The organism is Xanthomonas sp. WCS2018Noco2-27, assembly GCF_031843525.1.
GTDB lineage: Bacteria > Pseudomonadota > Gammaproteobacteria > Xanthomonadales > Xanthomonadaceae > Xanthomonas.
Genome location: NZ_JAVTIK010000003.1, coordinates 134277 through 157750 on the forward strand (window position 1 = coordinate 134277; position 23474 = coordinate 157750).

The window sequence follows — 23474 nt, forward strand, 5'->3', positions numbered from 1 at the left end:
GATTGGCTAGAATACGTCTTTACCGCAGGGCAGGGCCATGACCTCCAACCACTCCGCGCCGCTGGTCGGCATCGTGATGGGCTCCCGTTCGGATTGGGAGACCATGCAACACGCAGCTCAGAAGCTCGATGCGCTGGGCGTGCCGTACGAAGTCAAGGTGGTGTCGGCGCACCGCACGCCCGATGTGCTGTTCACCTACGCCGAGCAGGCGGGCGAGCGTGGGTTGCGCGCGATCATTGCCGGTGCCGGCGGTGCGGCGCACCTGCCGGGCATGCTGGCGGCCAAGACGGCGGTGCCGGTGCTGGGCGTGCCAGTGCAGTCCAAGGCGCTCAACGGCATGGATTCACTGCTGTCGATCGTGCAGATGCCGGCGGGCATCCCGGTGGCCACGTTTGCGATCGGCAATGCCGGCGCTGCCAATGCGGCATTGTTCGCGGCTGCGATGCTGGCGCCGGAGCAGCCACTGATTGGTGAGGCACTGGCGCAGTTCCGTGCCAAGCAGACCGATGATGTGATGACCAGCGACGACCCGCGCCAATGACCACCGTCGGCATTCTGGGAGGCGGCCAGTTGGCACGCATGCTGGTGCTGGCCGGCGCGCCGCTTGGGCTGCGGTTTGCAGTGTTCGACCCGGCAGCCGATGCCTGCGCAGGGCAGGTGGCGCCGCTGCAGGTGGGCGCGTTCGACGATGCTGCCGCGCTCGCTGCGTTCGCCGCGCAGGTGGATGTGACCACCTTTGATTTCGAGAACGTGCCCGCGGCCAGCGCGCAGCAACTTGCCGCGCAGGTGCCGGTGTTTCCGCGCCCGGATGCCTTGGCGGTGGCGCAGGACCGGCTGAGCGAAAAAACCTTGTTCCGCGAACTCGGTATTCCGGTGCCGGAGTTTGCTGCCATCGACGACCGCGCCGGGCTTGATGCTGCATTGGCGCGTATCGGTGCGCCGTGCGTCCTCAAGACGCGCCGCTTCGGTTACGACGGCAAGGGCCAGTTCCGCATCAAGACGCTTGCCGATGCCGATGCCGATGCGGCATGGGCTGCGCTGGGTGCACAGGCAGCCAAGGTCGGGCTGATTCTTGAAGCGTTCGTGCCATTTCAACGCGAAGTCAGCGTGGTGGCGGTGCGGGGCCGCGATGGTGAATTCCGTGCATGGCCTTTGACCGAAAACTGGCATGTCGATGGCGTGCTGGCAGCCAGTCTTGCGCCCGCCAGCGTGGACGCGACATTGCAGGCGACAGCGGACGCGCATGCACGCGCGATTGCCGACAGGCTGGACTACGTGGGCGTGTTCGCACTGGAATTGTTCGTGCGGGACGGCGAACTGCTCGCCAACGAAATCGCCCCGCGCGTGCACAATTCCGGCCACTGGACCATCGAAGGCGCAGAAACCTCGCAGTTCGAAAATCACCTGCGCGCTGTGCTCGGGTTGCCGTTGGGCAGCACCGCGATGCGCGGCCATGCCTGCATGCTCAACTGGTTGGGTGCGATGCCGGACGCCGCAGCATTTCTGGCAGTTCCCGGCGGGCATTGGCACGACTACGGCAAACAGTCGCGCGATGGTCGCAAGGTGGGCCACGCAACGCTGCGTGCCGATACGCCGCAGATGCTGGTACAGGCGCTGGTCGAGGCCGGCATGGCACTGCAGCGCAACGCGCACGTTGAACCGGTGATTGCGCGCCTGCGCGAAGGCTGAGTGTCAATCCCGAGAGGTCGCGATGCAGCAGTGCGGTATCGCGAGGGTTGTGGTGCCGACTGCGTGCGCTTCGATTGAGCGCGCGCAGTCGGGTGCATCTGCGAGCGATCCGTTGCTAACGAGACGCGCCTGCTAGTTCAAGCGGCTGGCGACAAAATCCCAGTTGATCAGCTTCCAGAATGCCTCCAGGTACTGCGCACGGTCTTGCTGGTAATCCAGGTAGTACGCATGTTCCCAGAGGTCGCACGCCAATAACGGCGTGTCCGGCCCGGTCAGCGGGGTGGATGCATTGGGCGTGGCGACAACGGCCAATGTGCCGTCCGGACGCTGCACCAGCCATACCCAGCCCGAGCCGAAGCTACTCAAGGCGACCCGATTGAATTCCTGCTTGAAGTGCACGAAATCGCCGAAGGATGTGCCGATGCTGTCGGCGAGCTTGCCAAGCGGCTCGCCGCCGCCGCGTGGCCGCAGGCATTGCCAATAGAAATTGTGGTTCCACACCTGCGCGGCCAGATGAAACAGCGTGCCCTGCGCCTGCGCGATGATCTCTTCCAGCGTCAGCTCGGCAAACTCGCTGCCTTCGATGCGCGTATTGAGCCGTTCGACCTCGCCGCGATGACAGACGCCGTGGTGCGCCTCCAGGGTCGCGGACGAGAGATGCGGCTCCAGAGCGGCGCGGGAGTAGGGCAGTGCAACGTGTTCGATCGGCATGATGGCAATGGCAGCGAAGGGAGTGCGGCGACAGGTCGCGCTGAAGGCTTACAATGCGCGCCTTTGCGGAAGTCTATCCGACCCGGCGGTCGGGCCTGCCGCTCCCAGTCAGGAGAGTCCAATGCCGGTGATGGAACGGATCCAGGCCGAAGTCGAACAACACCCGATCGTGTTGTTCATGAAAGGCACCCCGCAGTTTCCGATGTGCGGGTTTTCCAGTCGCGCAGTGCAGGCGTTGATCGCCGCTGGCGCAGACCAGGTGCGCACGGTCAACGTGCTGGAAGAACCCGAAGTGCGCGCCAATCTGCCGCGCTATTCCAACTGGCCGACCTTCCCGCAGTTGTTCATTCATGGCGAGTTGATCGGCGGGTGCGACATCACGCTGGAACTGTTTGAAGCCGGCGAGCTCAAGCGCATCGTCACCGAAGCGTACCAGCCGTGACTGCAGTGCAGGGCCAGCCTCTATCGCCATCACTGACCGGGCGGGTCGTGCTGATCACCGGCGCGGCCGGCGGGCTGGGCACCGCTGCCGCACAGGCATGCGCATCCGCAGGGGCGACCGTGGTGCTGCTGGGGCGCAAGCTGCGCCCGCTGGAGCGCGTCTACGATGTCGTCGCCACGCTAGGGCCGGAGCCGTTGCTGTACCCGCTCGACCTGGCCGGGGCGACCCCGGAGGATTACGCAGCGCTGGCGGAACGGCTGCAGTCCGAATTGGGCGGCGTCCACGGCCTGCTGCATTGCGCGGCCGAGTTCGGTGGGCTGACGCCCGCCGAACTTGCGGCACCTGCGGACTTCGCACGCAGCATCCACGTCAACCTCACCGCACGCGCTTGGCTGACCCAGGCCTGCCTGCCGCTTTTGCGGGAGCAGGACGACGCGGCCGTGGTCTTCGTCGTCGACGATGCCGTACGCGTCGGGCAGGCGTACTGGGGCGCATACGGCGCCGCCCAGCACGCACAGCTCGGCGTGATCGCCAGCCTGCATCATGAAACTGCAGCCGGTCCGGTGCGTGTCCATGGCTTGCAACCTGGTCCCATGCGTACTGCGTTGCGCGCGCGCGCCTTTACCCATCAGGAAGACAGCGAGGCGGCCGATCCTGCCCGTTACGCGTCCGCCTGCGTCACCCTGTTGTCCATGGCAGGTGCCCCGCACCGCGGTGCGATCTGGAGCCCTTCCACATGACCATTCTGTCGGCAGCGTTGCTGCTGTTCCTGATCCTGGACCCGCTGGGCAACATCCCGGTCTTTCTCAGCGTGCTCAAACCGTTGCCGCCGAAGCGTCAGCGCTTCGTGCTCGCACGCGAGCTGCTGATCGCGCTGTGTGTGCTGATGGCGTTCTTGTGGGGCGGCAAATACGCGCTGGAACTGATGCATCTACGTCAGGAATCGGTAGCGATCGCCGGCGGCATCGTGCTGTTTTTGATCGGCATCCGCATGATCTTCCCGCGCCCGGAAGGCCTGATGGGCGAGATCCCTGATGGCGAGCCCTTCATTGTGCCGTTGGCCATCCCGCTGGTGGCCGGCCCGTCCGGTATGGCCGCGGTGATGCTGATGGGCAGCAACGAACCCACGCGTCTTTGGGACTGGAGCCTGGCGCTGATGATCGCCTGGATCGGCGCTTCCACGATCCTGGCATCGGCACCATTGCTGTACAAATTGCTCGGCCACCGTGCACTGACCGCAATCGAGCGGCTGATGGGCATGCTGCTGGTCGCGATTTCGGTGCAGATGTTCCTGGACGGGTTGGGGACGTACTTCAAGCTGCCGGTTTCGATTTGAAATTTCTATATTGTTATATCCATGTTTACCAGCTCAGCCAGCCTTTAGTACCTAGCGTGCATCTGAAGGATGCTGTTGAGTTGCCTTCAATGCGTGCACCTATTGCGTTAGCTGCCAGGCTTGTCTATGGCAAGTTTAGGAAGGCAACGTAGGAATGAGTTGCGTTATGCTCTAAAGTTAATTTGAAGTATTAGCTTAGTTAAATATGTCGCTAATGAAATAATGTTGTTCTGTAGATTGACTTCGCTCGCAGCTTCTCTTATGGTTGTGTCCAACCATGGACTGTGAACGATATGGAATTCGTCTGTCTCCCTGAAATATTTCGGCCTTCGCGGGCCGCGATCAAGGCTTTTGAAGTCTCAGAAGGTTCAATATTTACGGTGCCGAGTTCAGATGACGTGGATCGCGCGCTGAACTTTGTTGCAGCAAGCGTGGTAAGCCGCATCCCAGAATCCTTGCGTATGTCTAGGGCGGCGAATAGCTCTGCTGACCTTCTTGAAAAATTGGTTCGCGAAATTGGTAAGCTGTCCACAAAAGAGATTCTTTCTACGCACTGTCTTATAATTGGTACGGCGCGCGCTCGATTTAGAAAGTCTTCGGTCGTTGTCGGCATGGCAATCAATCAGCCGATGAGTTTTATGGCTGCTGAGTATGACGTCAAACCGGATATTGAATGGCTAATGCATGCCTGCGACAGCATGGAGAACGATTTCTCCATGTTTGCTTTTTTTCTGTTCTTTTTTTTGCACGTACATCCCTTTTGCGACGGTAATGGACGAATGTCTCGGGTGAGCCTTCTAAGTCTATCGCGCAGAAGGGGGATGGAAACTGAGAAAAGGGCAGTGTTGGTCCTGGCTTACATAGAACGGTACAAGGTTGAATTTATAAAGGCTATGTATATGGCTCGTATCAATTCGCCTGGACATTTAATTTCATTTATAGAGCAGGCGCTGATAATAGGTTTCGATGGTGGCGCCGCTTCGGCTTTGGCGCCTCATGACCAGGGCGATTAGATAGCTGCCTAGCATCGGCAGTTCATCTGTGCGCAACGTTAAAATGCAATTACCGCTAAGTAAGGAGGCTTTATGCATCAAGTGCATTTGAAAATGGCAATTGGGGTAGTTCTATTGCTCGGAGGAATTGCTTTATCTGATGACGCAAAGGCGTCCTGTGGACCTTGGGAGACATACTCTTGCGAGCCGCCAAAGGTTGAGGACCCGAATTTCCCCTGTAATTGTGATCCGGGCGAGCCCTCTCCATACCGTTATAACTATATGCCTCGGCAAGCGGGAAATCCAGTACCTGCAGTTTGCTCATCACCTCGTGAAGTCAGACTTGAAAACGCTAGGTGGCAGGCTAGGCAATACTTTAATCAACCTTATGAAGGACAGTTGTATCTTTGGCTCTTTGGTTTGGATGGAATTCAAGTAATATACGATGACGGATCTTCGCAGACCTACTCGGGCAATTGGACAAATCCTCCGTTGTGGCCATCAGTTGATGGGAGTGCCACAGATCTTGAATTGTTGGGGGGGAATTGGACCCCGAATAGTTACTTTAAGCCAGATGAGTGTGAGATACCTAGTAGTCCGCCGGCATAGCAAGTAAATGCCTCACATTGAGGCGTTAGGTATTCACCTATCGCCTCTTAGGATTTCCAATATCTCAGGACGTAAAGTGAGCGTAATTTATAAGCGAGTTTCCATAATTTTGGCAGTGTTGATCGCTTTGGTAGCGTTTTATTTTTTCTTTAGCAGGGTTGCAGTCGAAAATAAGCCTTCAACAGCAGCTTTGCAGTTCGTCGAGCAAGACCCTATAGGACATGTGGCAGCTAAGAATGTTGCTAGTGTACAGAATGGGGGAGGGGGAGGATCAATTGCCTCACTCCCATATCGTGCTTCGGTTATGCTGCGCTCCGCGGAAGAAGGGAATGAAGAGGCGGCCTGCAAGATTGCTGAACTTCTGACGAAATGCCGAAATGTGAGGGAAGCTGGTGATAGCGATATCCCTTCCATGCAAGGAAAGGGTTTTGTCGCATCCGGCGCCTCACCCATCGGTGCTAAATCTGTGTTGGAATGTAATGGAATTCCGAATCTTTCTCCAAACGAGATTATTTCTTACTGGCGAAAAGCCGCGGAAATGGGAGACTCCCCCAGTGCAAGGTTTTATGTCACAGGGCGACCTTTTCGCTTAAATGACACTATTGCAAGTCTGGATGAGCTCTCTGCTTTCAAGCAGAGTGCTGAACGGCTTGCTTTAAGGGCTGCAGCAAATGGTGATGCAACCGTCGCCTTGAGTTTGGCAGATGCATACTACCCTTGGGGAGAAGCTAAAGCTCGGCAGAGCCTTTTGGGGCAGGTAGTTGGGAAAAGCGCTGCACGTTCGTTAGCAATTTACGAACGCATAATGGCTGGATTGCCAACCGAGGTTGATGTGCGAGCGAGCAAGATCCATGAGCGGCTCGATACTCTTCGTCTTAGGTCAACTGCCGCGGAAATAGCCGAAGCCACAGGACTTTTCGCAAAGTGGAAGCCCTTAATCTATGTGAAGCCTGCAGAGTCTGCTAGCGCAACTGAAATCTGTGGCTCTCCTTGAGTGAGAGTTGGGCTGTAGCTAGCGCGCGCCCAGTCTTAGGCGCGCCGCTGGCTAAGTTCTTTGAACGGTAGGTTTAGCCGTTGTCAGTCTCAGCCGCTGCTCCAGACCCCTGGTGGGCGGTAGCGCTACGTTTTTTCAATTAAGGACTCCGCGCTGTCTGATGCTCATCCTGTTGCCAGTGAGGTGCGCGAGTAGTCGTCTATGACCATATGCAATGACCCTCAGTCAATGTCGGATCACTAGCCATCTGGGTGAAGGTACCGCTGGCATGCCGCGGGCCACGTTGGAGCAGGCGCTTTTGCCGCATTTTCCGGCCAAGCCAGCCGGCGGCGGTCGTCCCGAACTGCCGGTACGGCTGATCGCCGCGCTGCTGTACCTCAAACACGCTTATGACCTGTCGGACGAAGCGGTCTGCGAGCGCTGGCTGGAGAATCCTTCTTGACAGTTCTTCAGCGGTGGCGTGGTGTTCCAGACGCGCTTGCCGTGCGATCCGAATTCGTTGATGCGCTGGCGGCAGTGTCGCCTGGATGAGGCAGGGTGGAAGGGGTGCGGGCGCACACCATCAATGCCGCGCATGCGATGAAGGCGGTGGATGCGCGCGCATTGTCGCGTGTGATCGTGGACACCACGTTGCAGGAGAAGGCGATCGCGTATCCAACCGGCAGTCGCCTGCTGTAGGTGGCACGCAAGAAGATGGTGCTGCTGGCTAAGCGGCATGGCATCGCGCTGCGGCAGACCTAGTTCAAACGCATGCAGCACGTGCTGCGGCGTGAACGCACGGTGTTGGGGCTGGTGGTGCGCGATCTGCAGCGCAAACAGGACCAGCTGGAATGCAGCGTGCGTGAGCGCATCGCAGTCTGGCTGGAACGCGCACAATGGCTGCCAACGCAACGCTCGAAAGACAAGCAAAAGCTCTACGCCCTGCACGCCCCGGAAGTGGAATGCATCGGCTAGGGCAAGGCGCGACAACCGTACGCATTTGGCGTCAACGTAGGCATTGCGGTGAGTGCGTGCAAGGGATTGATCGTGGGCGCGCGCAGTTTTCCTGGTAATTCGTGGCTCCTGAAGAACCCCTCAACTCGTTGATTCATCAGGTTCTCGCGTCTGGAACAGGCGTGCACGCACCGCCACTTTTTGCAAGACTGCTTGCAGATTCTTTGCAATTTTTCCGCCATGCGCCTGCGCCGTCCTGCTACCGAAGCCCACCTGTCCAAGACCTGTTCCGCTCGCGTCTGGAGAACCAGATCGACCTGCGCCATCCACTGGCACGCTTGACCGGGAAGATGCCTTGATCGGCACTGGAACAGGCCCTGGCCTCACGTTTGCCTGCCGATCCTGTGCGCGGCGGCCGCTCAGCGCTGCCGATCCGGCTGATGGCCGGGCTGCTCTACCCCAAGCATGCCTACGATTTGTCTGACGAGGCGGTGTGCGAGCGCTGGCTGGAGAACCCGTATTGGCAGTTCTTCACCGGCGAGGTGTTCCTCCAGACGATCCTGCCGTGGGATCCCAGCTCGCTCACGCGCTGGCGCCAGCGTCTGGGCGAGGCGGGCATGGAAGAGCTGTTGGCCCAGACGATCAGCGCGGCCAAGGCGATGAAGGCGGTGGATGGGCGCGAGCTATCGCGGGTGATCGTGGACAGCACGGTGCAGGAGAAGGCCATCGCCCATCCCACCGACAGCCGCTTGCTGGAGGTGGCGCGCCGCAATCTGGTCATGCGGTGCAAGCGGTACGGGATGAAGCTGCGGCAGAGCTACGAGCGCGAAGGACCAGGACTGAGTCGGCAGGCCGGCCGCTACGCCCATGCCAAGCAGTTCAAGCGGATGCGACGGATGCTTCGCCGGAAGCGCACGGTGCTGGGCCGGGTGATTCGGGACATTGGACGCAAGCTGGATGGACTGGACGCGGCCGTGCAGCAGACGCTGCAGACCTGGCTGGGGCGGGCCGAGCGCATCTGGCGCCAACGCCCCAAAGACAAGCAGAAGCTGTACGCGTTGCACGCGCCGGAAGCCGAATGCATCGGCAAGGGCAAGGCCCGCAGGCCCTATGAGTTCGGGGCGAAGGTGGGTATTGCGGTGGCGGGCACCAAGGGCCTGATCGTGGGCGCGCGTAGCTTCCCGGGAAATCCCTATGACGGCGATACGCTGGCCGAGCAGCTTGAACAGGCCCGCACGCTGATGCAGGACACCGGGACGGTGCCGACGATGGCGATCGTGGACTTGGGCTACCGCGCAAGAGAGGTCGCGGGGGTGCAGATCCTGCACCGAGGTAAGGCCAAGTCGCTGACACGACGGCAATGGCGCTGGATCAAACGGCGTCAGGCGGTGGAACCGGTGATTGGACATTTGAAGCAGGAGCATCGGCTGGATCGGTGCTGGCTCAAGGGCGCCCAGGGCGATGCCCTCGTTGCCCACGGCGCGGCCGCCGGCTACAACCTGCGCTGGCTGATGCAGTTCATCGCGCCTTTACGCGCCTGGTTCCAGGCGGCTTTATCGTCGTCGGTTCCCTCGCCAGTAACGCCGAGCACAACCTGTGCTTGCTGAAAAGAATTTTTCAGGGGCAACTAATCAGGAGGATTTTTAAGGACGACTCCGTAGATCGACTGCAGAAAAGTTCGGCATATTAAGGTCCCACGGAACACGGGGCAGCGGCCGGACCTAGGATGGCTGGAGCTCTCTTTCGACGTGAGTTGCACTTTTGTCAGAGTTTGTCTACGCAACTTCTAGCATCCAATACGAAGTTCATGTTGCAGTGCGCGAACTTTGTCACGTTACCGTCACAATCAGGCCTTAGCGTGTTAATCTGCTGTTAACCGTTGCGGCAGCAACCAGCCGCGCGGCAAGGGACCCCAGATCATCGGCAGCCCACCCCCGGGAACGGTTGGGCTGCCTGCGCCTTTTTGTCACTGCCCAACCTGTATCGAGGCTACCGAAATGACCCACCCCCGTTGTCTCCGCATGTCCAAGCTCACCCTTGGTCTCGTTGCCGCACTCGCCGCTGCGCCCGTATTTGCCCAGAGCACCTCCGCCGGCGTCGCTGGCCTGGTCATCAGCAGCGGCGGTCAGCCGGTGCCGAATGCCGAAGTCACGATCACCCACGTCGAATCGGGTACCGTCAGCCGCGCCACCACCGATGCCAGCGGACGCTACAACGCGCGCGGCCTGCGTGTGGGTGGGCCGTACACGATCACCATCACCAAGTCGGGTGAAGGCACCAAGACCGAAGAGGGCGTGTACCTCAACCTCAATCAGGTCAATACAGTCAACGCGGATTTGGCAGGTGACATCGCCGCTACCAATCTCGAAGCTGTGCAGGTCATGGCTGTCGCGGGTGGCTCGGAGCTGTTTAGTGCTTACAAGATGGGTACCGGCACCAATGTGTCTCGCGAGACCATCGATTCGTTGCCGTCGGTTAATCGCAACATCCAAGATTACATCCGCCTCGATCCGCGTATTTCGCAAGTCAGCAAAGCCGATGGCGCAATTTCGGTGGGTGGTCAAAACACGCGCTACAACGCCATTCGTATCGATGGCATTGGCGCAGGCGATCCATTTGGTTTGGAGTCCAATAACCTGCCGACCGAGCGTCAGCCGGTGTCGATGGATGCCATCCAGGAAATCAATATCGATGTCGCCAATTACGACACCACTATTTCTGGCGGTACCGGCGCAGTCATCAATGCAGTAACCAAGTCGGGTACCAATAACTTTGGCGGCACCGTCTATTACGCGTATCGCGACAAGGACATGGTCCGCAAGGAGCTGGAAGGCGTTCGCTTCAACGGCTTCGATGATGAAAAGACCTACGGCATGACCTTGGGTGGGCCGATTGTCAAGGACAAGCTGTTCTTCTTTGCCAACTACGAAAAGATGGAGCGTTCAGCGCCGGGTATCAGCTTGACTGATTCTCCGTATGGCAGAGGCAGCATCACCGATGCCGATATTGCCCGTGCGCAGCAGATCGCGACTGGCTATGGCTTCGATGCGGGTTCGCTGAGTCAGCCTGCCAATAAGACTGAGGTCGAAGAATATGCGCTGAAGATTGACTGGAACATCAGCGACAATCATCGTGCAGCTGTGCGTTACAACAAGCTTGAGCAAAACGTAGTCCGCTTCCCCCAGATCAGCAACAGCGCTGTCTCGCTGAGTAGTTTTTGGTACCAGCAGCCAAAGACCTATGAATCCTGGATGGGAGAGCTGTTCAGTGACTGGTCCGAGAACTTCTCGACCGAATTCAAGCTTTCGCACAAAGAGTACTCTGCAGTCCGCGAGCCGAATTCGACTTTGCCGCAAATCCAGGTGCGTGGCTTTGGCGGCACCGCGAATAATTCGCTCTATTTCGGTACCGAGCAGAACTCGCACGTCAATGCAGTCGAGAGCAAGGAGTTGAGCGCCTTCGGTGCCGGGACCTGGTATGTTGGTGACCATACTGTCAAGTTTGGCTTCGATTATTCCAAAAATGATCTGCTCAACTACTTCGGCCGTAATCTCAACGGCGCATATTTGTTCAACAACCTAAACGACTTTGCGGCAGGTCGTGTCAACCAGTACATCGTACGCGCACCGCGTCCCGGCGGCAGCTACGACGACATTCCAGCCGAGTACACGCTGAAGAATACTGGCTTGTTCATTCAGGATAGCTGGGCGGTCAATAATAATTTGACCGTGCAGGGCGGCGTGCGCATCGACATGCCTGACTTTAGCGATCAGCGTCTGTATAACCCGCGCATCATGTCGCTGTATGGCTACGATAATACTCAGCTGCCTGACGACAAGCTGTTGCAGCCGCGCTTCGGGTTCAACTACACGTTCGATAGCGATCGTCCTACACAGCTGCGCGGCGGCCTAGGTCTGTTTGGCGGTGCCGCACCGAATGTGTGGCTGGCAGGGGTGTACCAGAACACCGGCCTGAACTACACCGAGTACACGGTCAACAATCCGGTTGGTATCTTTACCCAGAACACCAATCCGCCGTACATCCCGACCGCTGGTGCTGGCGCTCGCCAGAACGTGGATATCGCCGCGCCCGATCTCAAGCTGCCATCGGTGTGGAAGACCAATCTCGCCTTCGACCACGAGTTGCCTTGGTATGGCATCGTCGCCTCGGCTGAGGTTCTGTACACCAAGGTCAATAACGCGATCTACTTTGAGCGTCTGGACCTGTACAACCAGGCGGGCGTTGCGGCGACCCGGATTGGTCAGGATGGTCGCGAACTGTACTGGAACGCAGCGGGTTACCGACCTTCGACTGGTACCAATACTTCCGTACAGAACGGCCAGAACCTGGGTGGTGGTCAAGTCGTAAGCGGCAAGGCCAATCGTCCAAACGACATGGGCGATGTGATGCTCATGCGTAATACTGACAAAGGCGACGGTACCCAGTTCACAGTTGGCCTAAATAAGCCGCTCACGGGAACTTGGGGTTGGTCGCTGGCCTACACCTACACAGAGTCCACCGAAGTCAGTCCTCTGACCAGTTCGCAGAACACGTCTAACTGGGGCAGTACCTTGATCGGCACTGCCAATGAAAACGTGGCCTATGATTCGCGCTATGCGATCAAGGACCGCATCACTGGTTCGATCAATTGGAAGAAGGCGTTCTTCGGCAAGTACAACACCAGCGTGGGGTTGTTCTACGAAGGTCGTTCGGGTCGGCCGTTTAGCTACATCTATTACAACGACTTGAACGGCGACGCTGCCTCTACCTCTGGGGCCGGCTACTTCAACGACCTGTTCTACGTACCGAATGGACCTGGCGACGTCCAATGGGTGGGTGGAGCCGCAATGGAGCAGCGCTTCTTTGATTGGTTGGCAAAAAATCCCGAGTTGGCTGCTTACAAGGGTCAAATTGCGCCCGCGAACGAATTCCGTACCAAGTGGGTCAATAGCTTCGATCTGCACGTCAGTCAGGAGCTGCCCGGCTTGTTCGAAGGGCACAAGACCGAGCTTGCGCTGGACGTCATGAATGTCGGCAACCTCCTCAATAAGAAGTGGGGGCGCATCGAGGATTACGGCTTCAACTCCACCGCCCGAGTTGCGAGCTATGCCGGCATCGATCCTACAACTGGCAAGTACATCTACAACTTCACCGGTACCACCGACGAACCGACGGTGCAGGAGAACAACAACGACAAGGGCAACACCGGCGTGTCGCGTTGGTCGATGCAGGTAACGTTGAAGTACAAGTTCTAATACAGCGGGTGACGTAAGCAGCGAAAACGGCCGGGTCTTCCCGGCCGTTTTCTTTTGGGCGGGTGAGTACGTTAAAGTCCTTGAGAGACAACAGGAGCAAGCTATGGAACTCAGCAGTACGGCGGCACGGGCGCTGCCGGTGGTGGATGCGCGGATTTATCCGCGTGGTGGCCTGGACGTGTTGTCCAAGGCGGAAGTGGCCCGGTTGCGCGATGCATCCAGCGGCGGCATGCACGAGCTGCTGCGCCGTTGCGCGCTGGCGGTGCTGACCAGCGGCAGCGCTTCCGACGACCCGCGCGCCGCGCGCGATCTGTACCCGGATTTCGACATCCAGGTGAACCAGCAGGATCGCGGTATCCGCATCGACCTGAATAATGCGCCGGCAATGGCGTTCGTCGATGGCGAGATCATCCGCGGCGTCGCCGAGCTGCTGTTTGCCGTCGTGCGCGATCTGGCCTACATGGCCATCGAGCTGGAAGCGCAACGCGGTGATTTGGACACCAGCGAGGGCATCACCAATGCGGTGTTCGGCCAGTTGCGCAATGCGCGCATCCTGCAGCCGTCCGACCCGAATCTGGTCGTGTGCTGGGGCGGGCATTCCATCTCGCGCGACGAATATCTCTATACCAAGCAGGTGGGCTACGAGCTAGGCCTGCGCGGGCTGGACATCTGCACCGGCTGCGGCCCGGGCGCAATGAAGGGCCCGATGAAGGGCGCCACCATCGCACACGCCAAACAGCGCAAGCACCACACGCGCTACATCGGCGTAACCGAGCCTGGCATCATCGCGGCCGAATCGCCGAATCCGATCGTCAACCACCTGGTGATCATGCCGGACATCGAGAAGCGCCTTGAGGCCTTCGTTCGTATCGGTCACGGCATTCTGGTGTTTCCGGGCGGCGTCGGCACTGCCGAAGAAATCCTGTATTTGCTCGGCATTCTGCTGCGCGAAGAAAACGCGGACCTACCATTCCCGCTGATCCTGACCGGGCCGACCATCGCCGCGCCGTACTTCGAGCAGATCGACCGCTTCATCCGCCTCACCCTCGGCGATGCGGCAGCGTCGCGCTACGAGATCATCGTCGGCGACCCGGTCGCCGTTGCGCGCCGCATGGCGGAAGGCATCCACGAAGTGCGCGCGCATCGCAAGGACCAGAAGGACTCGTACTACTTCAGCTGGTCGGTGCACATCCCGCTCGAGTACCAGCAGCCCTTCGTCCCCAGCCACGAAGCCATGGCCGCCCTGGACCTGCACCACGGCCGCCCGGCACCCGAACTGGCCGCCGACCTGCGCCGTGCTTTCTCCGGCATCGTCGCCGGCAACGTCAAGGAAGACGGCATGCGCCGCATCGAAGAGTTCGGCCCCTTCGAGATCCACGGCGACCCAGACATCATGCAGGCCCTGGACGAACTACTGCGCGGCTTCGTCGAGCAGCGCCGGATGAAGATCTCGGGGGACTACCGGCCTTGTTATCGGGTGGTGACTTAGGGCGAATGAAGCGGGGGGAGCGTTCATCCCCCCAGTTGGACCGTTCATCTTCCTGGGGATTGTGTCTTCTCCCGGAAGGAAACACTATGTGGACTCAACGCTGGGGAGCGTATTGATGTATCTACGGCAACGCGGTTTCACAATGCTTGAGTTGCTTGTTGCCGTCGTTGTGATTGGCGTACTGGCGGCTATTGCTTTTCCTAATTTTAAGAGTGTTATCCAGTCCAACCAGATTGCGACCGCTTCAAACGAAGTAATTGCCGCATTTTCTTTCGGACGTAGCGAGGCTGTACGTACTAACAGTGGAGCGGGCATATGTCCTTCAACTAATGGCACTAGCTGTGGCGGCACTTGGGATAATGGTTTGCTTATTTGGCGCGACGATAATGCAAATGGATCCATGGATGGCTCTGAAGCAGCTCTTCGTTATGTCCAGGGGAAGGGGGCTGTAGTTTTTAAAGGAAATCCTCCCGGTAGCTTTATCTTGGATAGACGCGGGCGTGTTGGGGGCGTAGGCGCAGGCGGAGTTCCGCTATCAGGTAGCCAGGTGCTGCTTATTCAGCCCAGTACCTGTAAGGCTGGTGAAGCTGAGTTGGCACGTACCCTCACTATCGGTCCAACCGGACAGGTCAGGACATCTAAGAGTAACTGTATATGAGTAAACCATTTTCTTATTCAAGAGATTACACTCTGCAGCAGCGCCAGAGAGGCTTTTCCCTCATTGAGGTGCTGGTTGCGGTGCTTATTCTTGCTATTGGACTACTCGGCTTTGCCCTCTTGCAGACAACCAGCGTTCGTATGTCAAAAAGTGCGGCGATTCGTACTCAGGCAACTAATTTGGCTACTGAACTGCTTGATCAAATGCGAGTCAATCGCTTAAGTGCTGCTAGTTTCCCTAGTCAAGCTAGTTTTTCAAGTGGTGCAATTAGTTCAGTAAGCTGCGTTCCAGCAACGGGAACCGTAGACGTAGCGAAAATGACCGCTTTGTGGAAGTGCGATGTGGTGAAAGTGCTTGGTGATGACGCCTCTTCAGCGGTAACGTTGAGCGACGGTGTCGCCACTGTTCAGTTAAATTGGAGCGATCGCGGCGGGGATGCGACGGAGTTTAGTGTGAGTACTAAGTTATGAATGAACATCTATCATTTGGCTTGCGCATGCGTGGTGTTTCGCTTATCGAACTAATGATCGCGCTGGTCATAGGCTTGGTTCTTATGCTAGGCATTGTGCAGGTCTTTGCTGCATCTAAAGCCGCTTATCGTCTCTCGGAGGGACTTGCTCGCACGCAAGAGAATGCGCGCTTTGCGATTGATTATCTGCAGCGAGATATACGCATGGCTGGGCATTTCGGCTGTGTTAGTGATCAATCTCACTTGCAGAGTGCGGATGCACTTCAGTCAAATTTTCCGAGTAATGCTGATCAAGCGTTAAATTTTAAAGTTTCGATTCAAGGGTATGAAGCCAATGGTACTGCGCCGTCTGATTCAGTAACACTCGGTGCGCCGACCGCTGGGTGGTCCCCTGGGTTGCCAAGCTCTATCTCTGCTCTTTCCCCGTTGGCAGGAAGTGACATAGTCGTTCTACGTTTCCTTTCGCCTCAGGGGGCGCCCGTAAATACAATCGTAACTAGCGGTAGTACCACCAAGCTTACAGTCCCTGCCGCGCGTTGGGTTGCTTTTACACAAGATGGTGTTGCTAATCCTCAACTTTTCGGTGTTGCAGATTGTAGCTATGCCGATGTATTCCAGGCTTCCGCTACTGCTGCCTCTGCTGGAGAGGTGACAGTTGCCAAAGCCATTGATCGCTACACCGGGCAGCCGACTGGGCAAACCAGTTTATATCGTGCCGAGTCTTTGGTTTATTACGTCGGCAAGGGCGCTGGTGGGGAACCCTCGTTGTACAGGGCTCGATATAATGGCGCTGGATACACGAATGAAGAACTTGTAGAGGGTGTTGAAAGCCTCCAGTTTATATATGGGCAGGACCGGGTTTCCGATCTCACCTTGAACCCTCCTAGCGGATATATTGATGTCCAAAATACGGCGGCCACGCTTGCCGAGTCGGCGGCGCAATGGAGGAGAGTCGGTGGTGTTCAAGTCGGTTTGCTTATGAGAAGCCCAGAGAATGCTGCTGCTACTGCACCAGCAGCCTCGAACCGACCGCGCGTGCTTGGTGTGCAGTTTGCTCCGCCAACTACCTTTGATGGTCGGGTGAGAGGGGTTTACGAGACAACTGTTGCATTGAGGAATCGCCTTTATGGAAACTAAGCTGGTCATCGATAGGCTAAATTCGAAGCGAAGTGCGCAGCTAAAGTACAGGCAGTCTGGGGCAGTGCTCTATGTGGCATTGATAATGCTGATTCTTCTTGCGTTAATTGGCATTGCTGGAATTCAAGTTACTAGTCTGCAAGAGCGTATGGCATTTAACTATCGCTCCACAAATATCGCATTTCAAAATGCTGAACGGCTCGCTCGCTCCACTGAGTGCGGAGTCGAGAATCTAGTCAATCGGACTAATGTCGGAGGCTGTGATGCCATAAGCGACATCAAAGTATGCGACCAGGCATTCGATGCCACTGGCTGGGCAATGGGGTTGAAGCCGAATATTGGCCCAAATAAAAATGTCAGGTTATTGGGTCCATGTATCTCAGGTAATTCCAGTCTTGGTATGGGTGAAGCAGTCAATGAGGACCCTAATCCTGTTTATCAAGTTACTGCCTACAATGCAGATGGGGTTGACAGTGATGCTGCTGATGCCGCTGTTGATACAATATTTCGTCCTTGAGATATATATATGCTAGCCCGTCAAAATAATCTGAAGTTTGTCGCTTTAATTGCTGCTGCTGCGCTTTTTACTTACGGCATATATGCGGCTTTTTCAGCGCAGGGTCAGGGTGAGCTCGCGCAGGCGCCTATGAATACTCAAAGCCCCGCCCAAGCAGCATTCATCATGGCCGTCGATGATTCGAACTCGATGGGGTTTGAAATGTTGACGAGTATTGGTGACTTGAATCTGCGCTGGAACTCGTGCTCTAGAAGTTTTTTTTCTGGCTCGGGTGTTTTTTACGCAGGTGCCGATAATTGTAGCATTAATCTTGGTGGTCTTATTTATCTTTTTCCGCATGCCGATTTCGATAAGGCTTATGGGGGGGATGCGATGCCTCCAATCGACCAATTTGGATTTGCAAGGTCGCCTTCTTACAATAAGACCTATTTCGATCCGGCTACGCTCTACTCGCCGTGGCGTAAGGCAGATAACACGCTATGGGATGATGCAGTGCCATCTGCAACTCGTGCCGATCCAAGGCCTGAAATGGCAGTTCCTTATGGCGTGACGTACGATCTCACATCGAATCGCGCATCGACAACCGAAAGTTTTTATATTCCTAGAAACACGATTATTCCAAACTTGACGGGCACAGGGGTGCGGTACAGGTTCAATGGTGCGTGGACTACTGTTTCGCGCACTTTTAACGGGACGAGTGGTCGAAATAATAATGGAGATAATGATCCGTCTGGGAATCCGATAGGAAATGCGGCTTACTCATTTGATTATTTTCCTGCTACATTTTACCTTCCGGCTGCTAACGCGGCGCCTGCTGGTTACAAATCAGCTGATATAAATCGTCCTCTGGCGCTGAATGCTTGTGGTCCAAATTGTAATTTGAGGCGATATCAAATCAAGTTGGAAAATTACGAGAGTGGCGATGATTACAACGCAGCCATTAAGAACTTTGCAAACTGGTTTCAGTATCATCGAAATCGAACATTGGCAATGATTGGTTCGATGACGCAGTCTTTAGCCAATGTTAATAATATGCGAATCGGCTACTTTACTATTAACGCGCCGCGTACTGTGGATGTTGTTATGTACCAAATGCCTGGCGATCGCCCTAGTTTATACTCCGCGATAAATACTTTGTCCTTAAAGGGAGGGACCCCTAATCGTTCTGCAGCAGGCTACCTAGGTGAGCAGTTCAGGCGCACAGATGCTGGCGCGCCAGTACAGCTTTCGTGTCAAAAGAATGCAGGGATGCTATTCACAGATGGATACACAAATAGTAGCGATGATTCTGCAGTCGGGAATGAGGACGGAGTGGATGGTATAGCACCGTTTGCCGATAGTTATTCTGGGACGATCGCAGATATTGCCGCCAAATATTACGGTGGCTCTGCAGTGCCGTTACGCACTGGTGGCGTATTCGCTGCTGGTAGGGTCAAGGCGCCGGATGCTTGCTCAACGCTGGCGTCTACCAGCCCAGACTGGAAGCGTCTTGATTGTGAGACGGATCTACATATGAATTTTTATGGGATTACTCTAGGTGCTCAAGGGCGCATTTATGAAGTAAATGCCGGGGCGACTGCTGACCCTTATGCAACTCCGCCGAACTGGAATCTTCTTCCAGACCCGAGTCTTGTAGATGACGGAACTGTCATCGATGAGTTATGGCATGCTACGATTAATTCACGTGGTGAATTTGTTAATGCTAAAACGCCTGATGAAGTAACTGCTGCCATGCGTCGAATACTTTCCAATGTTGCGGCAGGTGCGACCCCATCCGGTAGTATCGCTCTCACTGGCTCTAGAGTAGGTGCGGGTTCTTTTACAGTTGTTCCTTTCTATGAGCCATTAAATAATGGTACCGATTGGTACGGTAAGCTGACCGCCCAGCAAGTTTCATCCTCTAATTCGACGGGGAACATCGGCTATAGCGACATCTGGGAAGCAAGTGCGTTGATTCCCCAGTTTTCGTCGAGGAACGTTTTTTTTGGTACGTCTGCCGGGATGGTGGCCTTCAACTCGACAAACGTGAAGTTGGCAGATTTGTGTAGTAATACGACTTCGGGTATGTCCACTTGTACGGACGCTTTGATCACTACGCGATTGAAAGTGAATATCTCGCAGGCTATAGATTATCTTCGTGGAAGTCAGGCATTAGAGACTTCCAGCACTACTCCGCTGCGTAAGCGCACGACTAGGCTGGGAGACATTGTTAACTCTGCGCCTGTGATTGAGGCTTCAACTGATGATTTCGGCTATCGCTCGATGTACGACGCTGCCTCTAATAAATTCGACCCTTATAATTATGCTGCTTATTTAAAATCAAAGGCCGCTGCGGGTCGCAGCATGGTTTATGTCGGCGCTAATGACGGAATGCTGCATGGTTTCAATGCAAAGACTGGCGTTGAGCAATTCGCGTACATCCCACAAACGGCACTCGGTCACATGGGGAACTTGCTTTTTCCCTATAATGCGGCGGATAAAAACAATCAGTACTTTCAGCATCGCTACTATGTAGATGGCCCGATCACAGTTTCGGACGTTGCATCTGGTGTAGATAGCTGGTCTACCGCGCTCGTAGGATCATCTGGAGCGGGTGGAAAAAGTGTTTTTGCTTTCAATGTTACAAATCCTTCCTCTTTTTCAGCTTCGAGCAGGCTATGGGAGATAAGTGATTCAAGCTCGAATGCATCTATTGCGAAAAATATCGGTAATGTTTTAGGTCAGCCTATTATTGTTCCTGTAAGAAGCTCTGCCGGCACTGTTAGGTGGAAAGCGATTTTTGGGAATGGCTATGGAAGCGCTAATGGTAGAGCTGTGTTGTTTGTAGTTGACATTCTAAGTGGCAGTGTAAACCTACTTCCTGCACTTGAATCTGGGGTTAACACGGCTAATGGTTTAGGTAATGTTGTGGTGTTGGACAGGTTCTCGGGCTCTACGGCTACGACTAGTGGGCGTGATGGCTACGCCGACACCGTTTATGCAGCCGATCAGCTTGGCGCGATATGGAAGTTCGACCTGCGAAGCCTCTCCTCAAATCCAGCGACTCCAGAGACAGCTACAACGCTAACTTTGCCTTTATTTGTCGCTAAAGACGCTCAAGGTATTCGGCAGACGATTCTCGGTGGTATCCGAGCATCTTCGGGCGCGGGAGGAGGCGTCATGCTGTTTTTCGGTACTGGTGGGTTTTCTTTCCGTACCGATGCATCTGATACTTCCCCACAGACGCTTTACGCGGTACTTGATCGCGGTTCTGTGAGTACAATTCAACGATCTGACCTTCTTCAGCAAAAAACAGTTTCTACTTCGTCTGATAGCCGCACAACGACAACGCTTGCGATTCCGACGGGAGGTTCTGGTTGGTACCTTGATTTATCCGGAAAGGGTGAGCGATTTGTGGGTAACCCCGCAATAGAAAATGGCATAGTTTTTTTCCCTACATTCCAGCCTGGGTCGACGGACGGTTGTCTGCCTGGTGGCACTAACTGGTTGTACGGACTTAATGCAATGTCGGGTGCAGCACAACTTTCCGGTGTCAGGGTTGGCTCTCTTGCAGGAGATTCGTATTCGGCCAGTACGGGTGCGGTCGCTCTCAAAACCGATGGATCAGCTCCAGTGAAGGACGTTGCAGTAATGACTACCCCCAGACGCAGCCCACTTGCATCGGACGCTTCAAGCACTGACTTGGCCAATGCTCTAGCTGGGCAGTGCTCGATGGTCGTTCAGGTCTCCGGATCAAAACCTCTGTTCATGGCTCGTGCTTGTGGGCGCCAATCTTGGAGGCAAGTCAAATGACCAACTCTTCATGCAGATCTGATTGCCGGAGGAGACCGGACGGTTTTTCGCTTATTGAGTTGATGGTTACTGTGGCGATAGTGGCAATACTGGCAGCGGTGGCCTACCCATCGTATGTTGACTATGCTAGGAAATCTCGTCGTGCCCAAGCCAAAGCTGATCTGGTTGAACTGGGACATCTAGCGGAACGGTTCCATACCGCGAATAGCACTTTTTCCAACTTTTCGCTCAGTACTGGCGGTGGCTTCACCCAGTCGCCAAAGGAGGGGGGGAGCGCCCGGTATCTGCTTTCCCTCGCGAGTCCACCGACCGCGACCACTTTTTCGCTTTCTGCTACACCTCAGGGAGATCAGGCGAAAGACAAATGTGGGACGCTTTCGCTGAATCAAGCTGGCGTGAAGTCTGCTAGTGGTGGAACTTTGGCTGACTGTTGGTGAGTCATGTGAGTAGGTGTTTGAAAAAAGACTTGTCATAGACTGTGAGTTCTCTGTACAATTCGGCTCCCCCGCCCGAATAGCTCAGCCGGTTAGAGCACTTGACTGTTAATCAGGGGGTCGTTGGTTCGAGTCCAACTTCGGGCGCCAAAAACATCAAGGGCTTGCGAGAAATCGCAAGCCCTTTTTTGTTGTACCGGGAAAATTACCGGGAAAATTCGCAGCCCTCACGACTCTGAGGGCTTGACCAGGTCAACGAACGCTAACGCTTCTGCCGACGACTCATCAGTGGGCAAAGTTGGTGGCGCTATCACCTGTAACTCGTGATCGTAGCGGTGCGTCATCTGCGGCGTGATGTGGCCTGCAGCATCTTGCTTGTGCGCTCGCGTACCGCGTGTGTCAGTGATGCCGCGATGCTTGAGGCCATGCAGGGTGAAGCGCGCTTCTTCCTCGATCACGCCGGCCTCGATCGCTGCCGTGATCAAGCGCTGCCAAGCCGTTTTCAATGTTGATCGCGCCAAGCGCGTGCCGGTCTGGGTGACCAACAGGCCGCGTTGCTCGGGGCGCAGGGGAACCGGTCGTTTGTGTGCATGGATTCGTTGAGCACGGTAGTCCCGCAGCCAGATCCATGCCCACCGCAGATCGTCGTTCCAGGCGGTGATGTTGTCGCGAGAACCCTTGCGGCGCGTACAGCGCACTCCCTGTTGGAGCGCGTCCGCGTCCGTCAGGTCGGTCACCTCGACACCGCGCAGACGTGCGTTGTAGGCCAGCACCATCACCGCCGGCATGTATGGCGGGACCGCTCCCTTTGTGTGCAGCGGCAATGCAGCGCGTGACTTGGCGAACTCAAGCACCGCCGTGAACGATTGCGGATCCGGCATCTTGGCATCCGCGCGCTCTTTCGCACCGCGCACGCCGCTGGCCGGGTTGGTCTTGCAATGGCCGATTCGTATGCCCCAGGCAAACAGTCGGTGCAGATAACGCAGCGTGTGATTGGCCGTGGACGGACGGGCCAGCAACGCGGGCTGTACAGCGCTTGCTTCCCGCCCCTTGGCGAGCGCTTCGACCAGGCGCTGCACCAGTGGAACGGACAGACGGTCCACCTGCAGGCTCCCAAAAAGACTGCCGTCCTTCAGCACGTAGCCGCAGGCCACCTCTGCATGGCGATCGTAGTCATCGCGGGTGCTGCGAGACAGGTCGCGGTACTCAGTGGAGAGCTTGAACGCGTTGGCAAGGTACTGCAGGGAGCCGACCAGACCGGCACCACGGGACGCCTCCCTGGCTGCGTGGAGGTCGGAAAGCCTCGCATCCACGTAGGCAATGGTGCGCTTCCTCGTAGGACCGCCCTCGGGATGTGGTTCGATGATGTACCAGCGCCCGTCGGCCCAGTAGACGCCCTTTGGGAGGGCGTCTTGGTCGATGTGCTTGGGGATATCCGGGTTGAACTTGCGCTTCCTGCCGCGTCCCATCAGATCAGCTCCTTGTTGTGTAGCTCAGCAGCGTTCTGGGCCAGCCCCAACGCGGCGTTGAGCGCGTCCAGGGTTGTCCAGATTCCGCCCCTTCCGTCGTACCTGTAGAGAATTCCCTGCTCGCGCGCCCACCGCACTACTGTCGATGCACGAGGAGCAGGACCGACCGGCGCGCAGAGGCGACGCAGATCCTCGAACGTAATCACCGGATTGCTCACGCGCCTTGCCCCTCGATCCACTCCCGCCTGCGCCGCCATTGCTCGCGCATTTCCTCCACGAGCAAATCAGCAGCGGCATAGCCGCGCTGAGTGGCAATGCGAAGCCGTAGCTCTCGCACCTTGGCCGCATCCATGTAGCCCTGCCGTAGCCAGTGGCGCGCCTCGCAAGCCCTGCGAAACGCTTCCATATTTGCGCCATCGATCATCGCTGCCGTGTGCCAGTGAAGCGCAGGCCAAGCTGCACGACGTTTGGCGCGCAGTGACGGGGCTGACGCGGTGCGCGGATCCGATGAGCTCGGCGCCACTCGGTCATGGCCAGCTCGTAACTGC

The 23474-nt window shown here is 56.5% G+C and carries 19 protein-coding genes, 1 tRNA gene and 2 pseudogenes; 18 read left to right on the forward strand and 4 right to left on the reverse strand.

The annotated features are described in order from the left end of the window. The first annotated feature begins 37 nt into the window (after positions 1-37). Entirely contained in the window at positions 38-541 is a 504-nt protein-coding gene (gene purE / locus RQH86_RS08115; RefSeq protein ID WP_115528394.1) for a 5-(carboxyamino)imidazole ribonucleotide mutase, read from the forward strand. Beyond that, entirely contained in the window at positions 538-1689 is a 1152-nt protein-coding gene (locus RQH86_RS08120) for a 5-(carboxyamino)imidazole ribonucleotide synthase (protein WP_311238362.1), read from the forward strand. Before purE ends, RQH86_RS08120 begins: the two co-directional genes overlap by 4 nt. 132 nt (positions 1690-1821) lie before the next feature. Here the strand turns inward: RQH86_RS08120 and RQH86_RS08125 are convergent, their stop codons facing one another. After that, positions 1822-2400, reverse strand: coding sequence for a Fe-Mn family superoxide dismutase (locus RQH86_RS08125; protein ID WP_115554113.1), 579 nt, complete (start codon positions 2398-2400; stop codon positions 1822-1824). 121 nt (positions 2401-2521) lie between these two features. Between RQH86_RS08125 and grxD the strand changes: the two genes are divergently transcribed. From grxD to RQH86_RS08205, 16 genes and pseudogenes are all read left to right on the forward strand, one after another. Further along, positions 2522-2842, forward strand: coding sequence for a Grx4 family monothiol glutaredoxin (grxD, locus tag RQH86_RS08130; protein ID WP_055850119.1), 321 nt, complete (start codon positions 2522-2524; stop codon positions 2840-2842). Then, on the forward strand, positions 2839-3582 hold the full coding sequence (locus RQH86_RS08135; RefSeq protein ID WP_311238363.1) for an SDR family NAD(P)-dependent oxidoreductase: 744 nt from the start codon (positions 2839-2841) through the stop codon (positions 3580-3582). Before grxD ends, RQH86_RS08135 begins: the two co-directional genes overlap by 4 nt. Next, positions 3579-4178 (forward strand): YhgN family NAAT transporter, encoded by a 600-nt coding sequence (locus tag RQH86_RS08140; protein WP_005996031.1) that lies wholly within the window; start codon positions 3579-3581, stop codon positions 4176-4178. Before RQH86_RS08135 ends, RQH86_RS08140 begins: the two co-directional genes overlap by 4 nt. 293 nt (positions 4179-4471) lie before the next feature. Next, entirely contained in the window at positions 4472-5191 is a 720-nt protein-coding gene (locus RQH86_RS08145; protein ID WP_115528390.1) for a Fic family protein, read from the forward strand. Positions 5192-5855: 664 nt separating this feature from the next. Continuing rightward, positions 5856-6773 carry a hypothetical protein gene (locus RQH86_RS08150; RefSeq protein WP_311238364.1) on the forward strand — a complete coding sequence of 306 codons (918 nt, stop codon included), beginning with the start codon at positions 5856-5858 and terminating at the stop codon, positions 6771-6773. Positions 6774-7041: 268 nt separating this feature from the next. Then, positions 7042-7832: pseudogene (locus RQH86_RS08155) on the forward strand (transposase); the annotation flags it as partial. A gap of 114 nt (positions 7833-7946) precedes the next feature. Next, positions 7947-9313 (forward strand): annotated as a pseudogene (locus RQH86_RS08160) (IS5 family transposase). Positions 9314-9703: 390 nt separating this feature from the next. Beyond that, complete coding sequence (locus tag RQH86_RS08165; protein ID WP_115528388.1) at positions 9704-12961, forward strand: carboxypeptidase regulatory-like domain-containing protein; 3258 nt, start codon at positions 9704-9706, stop codon at positions 12959-12961. A 103-nt stretch (positions 12962-13064) separates the two neighbouring features. Then, positions 13065-14450 carry a nucleotide 5'-monophosphate nucleosidase PpnN gene (gene ppnN / locus RQH86_RS08170; RefSeq protein ID WP_311238365.1) on the forward strand — a complete coding sequence of 462 codons (1386 nt, stop codon included), beginning with the start codon at positions 13065-13067 and terminating at the stop codon, positions 14448-14450. Positions 14451-14538: 88 nt separating this feature from the next. Further along, positions 14539-15108, forward strand: a complete 570-nt coding sequence (locus tag RQH86_RS08175) for a GspH/FimT family pseudopilin (RefSeq protein WP_115528387.1) — start codon at positions 14539-14541, stop codon at positions 15106-15108. Continuing rightward, positions 15105-15578 (forward strand): type IV pilus modification protein PilV, encoded by a 474-nt coding sequence (pilV, locus tag RQH86_RS08180; RefSeq protein WP_311238366.1) that lies wholly within the window; start codon positions 15105-15107, stop codon positions 15576-15578. Before RQH86_RS08175 ends, pilV begins: the two co-directional genes overlap by 4 nt. Then, on the forward strand, positions 15575-16714 hold the full coding sequence (locus RQH86_RS08185; RefSeq protein WP_311238367.1) for a PilW family protein: 1140 nt from the start codon (positions 15575-15577) through the stop codon (positions 16712-16714). Before pilV ends, RQH86_RS08185 begins: the two co-directional genes overlap by 4 nt. Continuing rightward, a complete protein-coding gene (locus RQH86_RS08190) occupies positions 16704-17231 on the forward strand; it encodes a PilX N-terminal domain-containing pilus assembly protein (protein ID WP_311238368.1) in 528 nt (175 codons plus the stop codon). Before RQH86_RS08185 ends, RQH86_RS08190 begins: the two co-directional genes overlap by 11 nt. Before the next feature lie 9 nt (positions 17232-17240). Beyond that, entirely contained in the window at positions 17241-21023 is a 3783-nt protein-coding gene (locus tag RQH86_RS08195) for a PilC/PilY family type IV pilus protein (protein WP_311238369.1), read from the forward strand. Next, positions 21020-21460, forward strand: a complete 441-nt coding sequence (locus RQH86_RS08200; protein ID WP_115528382.1) for a type IV pilin protein — start codon at positions 21020-21022, stop codon at positions 21458-21460. The genes RQH86_RS08195 and RQH86_RS08200 overlap by 4 nt, the downstream gene beginning before the upstream one ends. Before the next feature lie 70 nt (positions 21461-21530). Continuing rightward, a tRNA-Asn gene (locus RQH86_RS08205) sits at positions 21531-21607 on the forward strand. A 77-nt stretch (positions 21608-21684) separates the two neighbouring features. Here RQH86_RS08205 and RQH86_RS08210 read toward each other — a convergent pair. Genes RQH86_RS08210 through RQH86_RS08220 form a run of 3 tightly spaced genes read right to left on the reverse strand, consistent with a single transcriptional unit; the run spans position 21685 to position 23350 of the window. Continuing rightward, complete coding sequence (locus RQH86_RS08210; RefSeq protein WP_311238370.1) at positions 21685-22926, reverse strand: integrase; 1242 nt, start codon at positions 22924-22926, stop codon at positions 21685-21687. Then, positions 22926-23144 (reverse strand): hypothetical protein, encoded by a 219-nt coding sequence (locus RQH86_RS08215; RefSeq protein WP_180315899.1) that lies wholly within the window; start codon positions 23142-23144, stop codon positions 22926-22928. Before RQH86_RS08215 ends, RQH86_RS08210 begins: the two co-directional genes overlap by 1 nt. Beyond that, positions 23141-23350, reverse strand: a complete 210-nt coding sequence (locus RQH86_RS08220; protein ID WP_057672049.1) for a hypothetical protein — start codon at positions 23348-23350, stop codon at positions 23141-23143. Before RQH86_RS08220 ends, RQH86_RS08215 begins: the two co-directional genes overlap by 4 nt. Positions 23351-23474 lie beyond the last annotated feature (124 nt).

Excerpts from the sequence above, each read along its gene's own strand:
- RQH86_RS08195 (WP_311238369.1), top strand. The coding sequence starts at position 17,241 with ATGCTAGCCCGTCAAAATAATCTGAAGTTTGTCGCTTTAATTGCTGCT.
- pilV (WP_311238366.1), top strand. The coding sequence starts at position 15,105 with ATGAGTAAACCATTTTCTTATTCAAGAGATTACACTCTGCAGCAGCGC.
- RQH86_RS08145 (WP_115528390.1), top strand. The coding sequence starts at position 4,472 with ATGGAATTCGTCTGTCTCCCTGAAATATTTCGGCCTTCGCGGGCCGCG.
- RQH86_RS08165 (WP_115528388.1), top strand. The coding sequence starts at position 9,704 with ATGACCCACCCCCGTTGTCTCCGCATGTCCAAGCTCACCCTTGGTCTC.
- RQH86_RS08210 (WP_311238370.1), bottom strand. The coding sequence starts at position 22,926 with ATGGGACGCGGCAGGAAGCGCAAGTTCAACCCGGATATCCCCAAGCAC.
- ppnN (WP_311238365.1), top strand. The coding sequence starts at position 13,065 with ATGGAACTCAGCAGTACGGCGGCACGGGCGCTGCCGGTGGTGGATGCG.
- RQH86_RS08120 (WP_311238362.1), top strand. The coding sequence starts at position 538 with ATGACCACCGTCGGCATTCTGGGAGGCGGCCAGTTGGCACGCATGCTG.
- grxD (WP_055850119.1), top strand. The coding sequence starts at position 2,522 with ATGCCGGTGATGGAACGGATCCAGGCCGAAGTCGAACAACACCCGATC.
- RQH86_RS08125 (WP_115554113.1), bottom strand. The coding sequence starts at position 2,400 with ATGCCGATCGAACACGTTGCACTGCCCTACTCCCGCGCCGCTCTGGAG.
- RQH86_RS08220 (WP_057672049.1), bottom strand. The coding sequence starts at position 23,350 with ATGATCGATGGCGCAAATATGGAAGCGTTTCGCAGGGCTTGCGAGGCG.
- purE (WP_115528394.1), top strand. The coding sequence starts at position 38 with ATGACCTCCAACCACTCCGCGCCGCTGGTCGGCATCGTGATGGGCTCC.
- RQH86_RS08190 (WP_311238368.1), top strand. The coding sequence starts at position 16,704 with ATGGAAACTAAGCTGGTCATCGATAGGCTAAATTCGAAGCGAAGTGCG.
- RQH86_RS08140 (WP_005996031.1), top strand. The coding sequence starts at position 3,579 with ATGACCATTCTGTCGGCAGCGTTGCTGCTGTTCCTGATCCTGGACCCG.
- RQH86_RS08200 (WP_115528382.1), top strand. The coding sequence starts at position 21,020 with ATGACCAACTCTTCATGCAGATCTGATTGCCGGAGGAGACCGGACGGT.
- RQH86_RS08185 (WP_311238367.1), top strand. The coding sequence starts at position 15,575 with ATGAATGAACATCTATCATTTGGCTTGCGCATGCGTGGTGTTTCGCTT.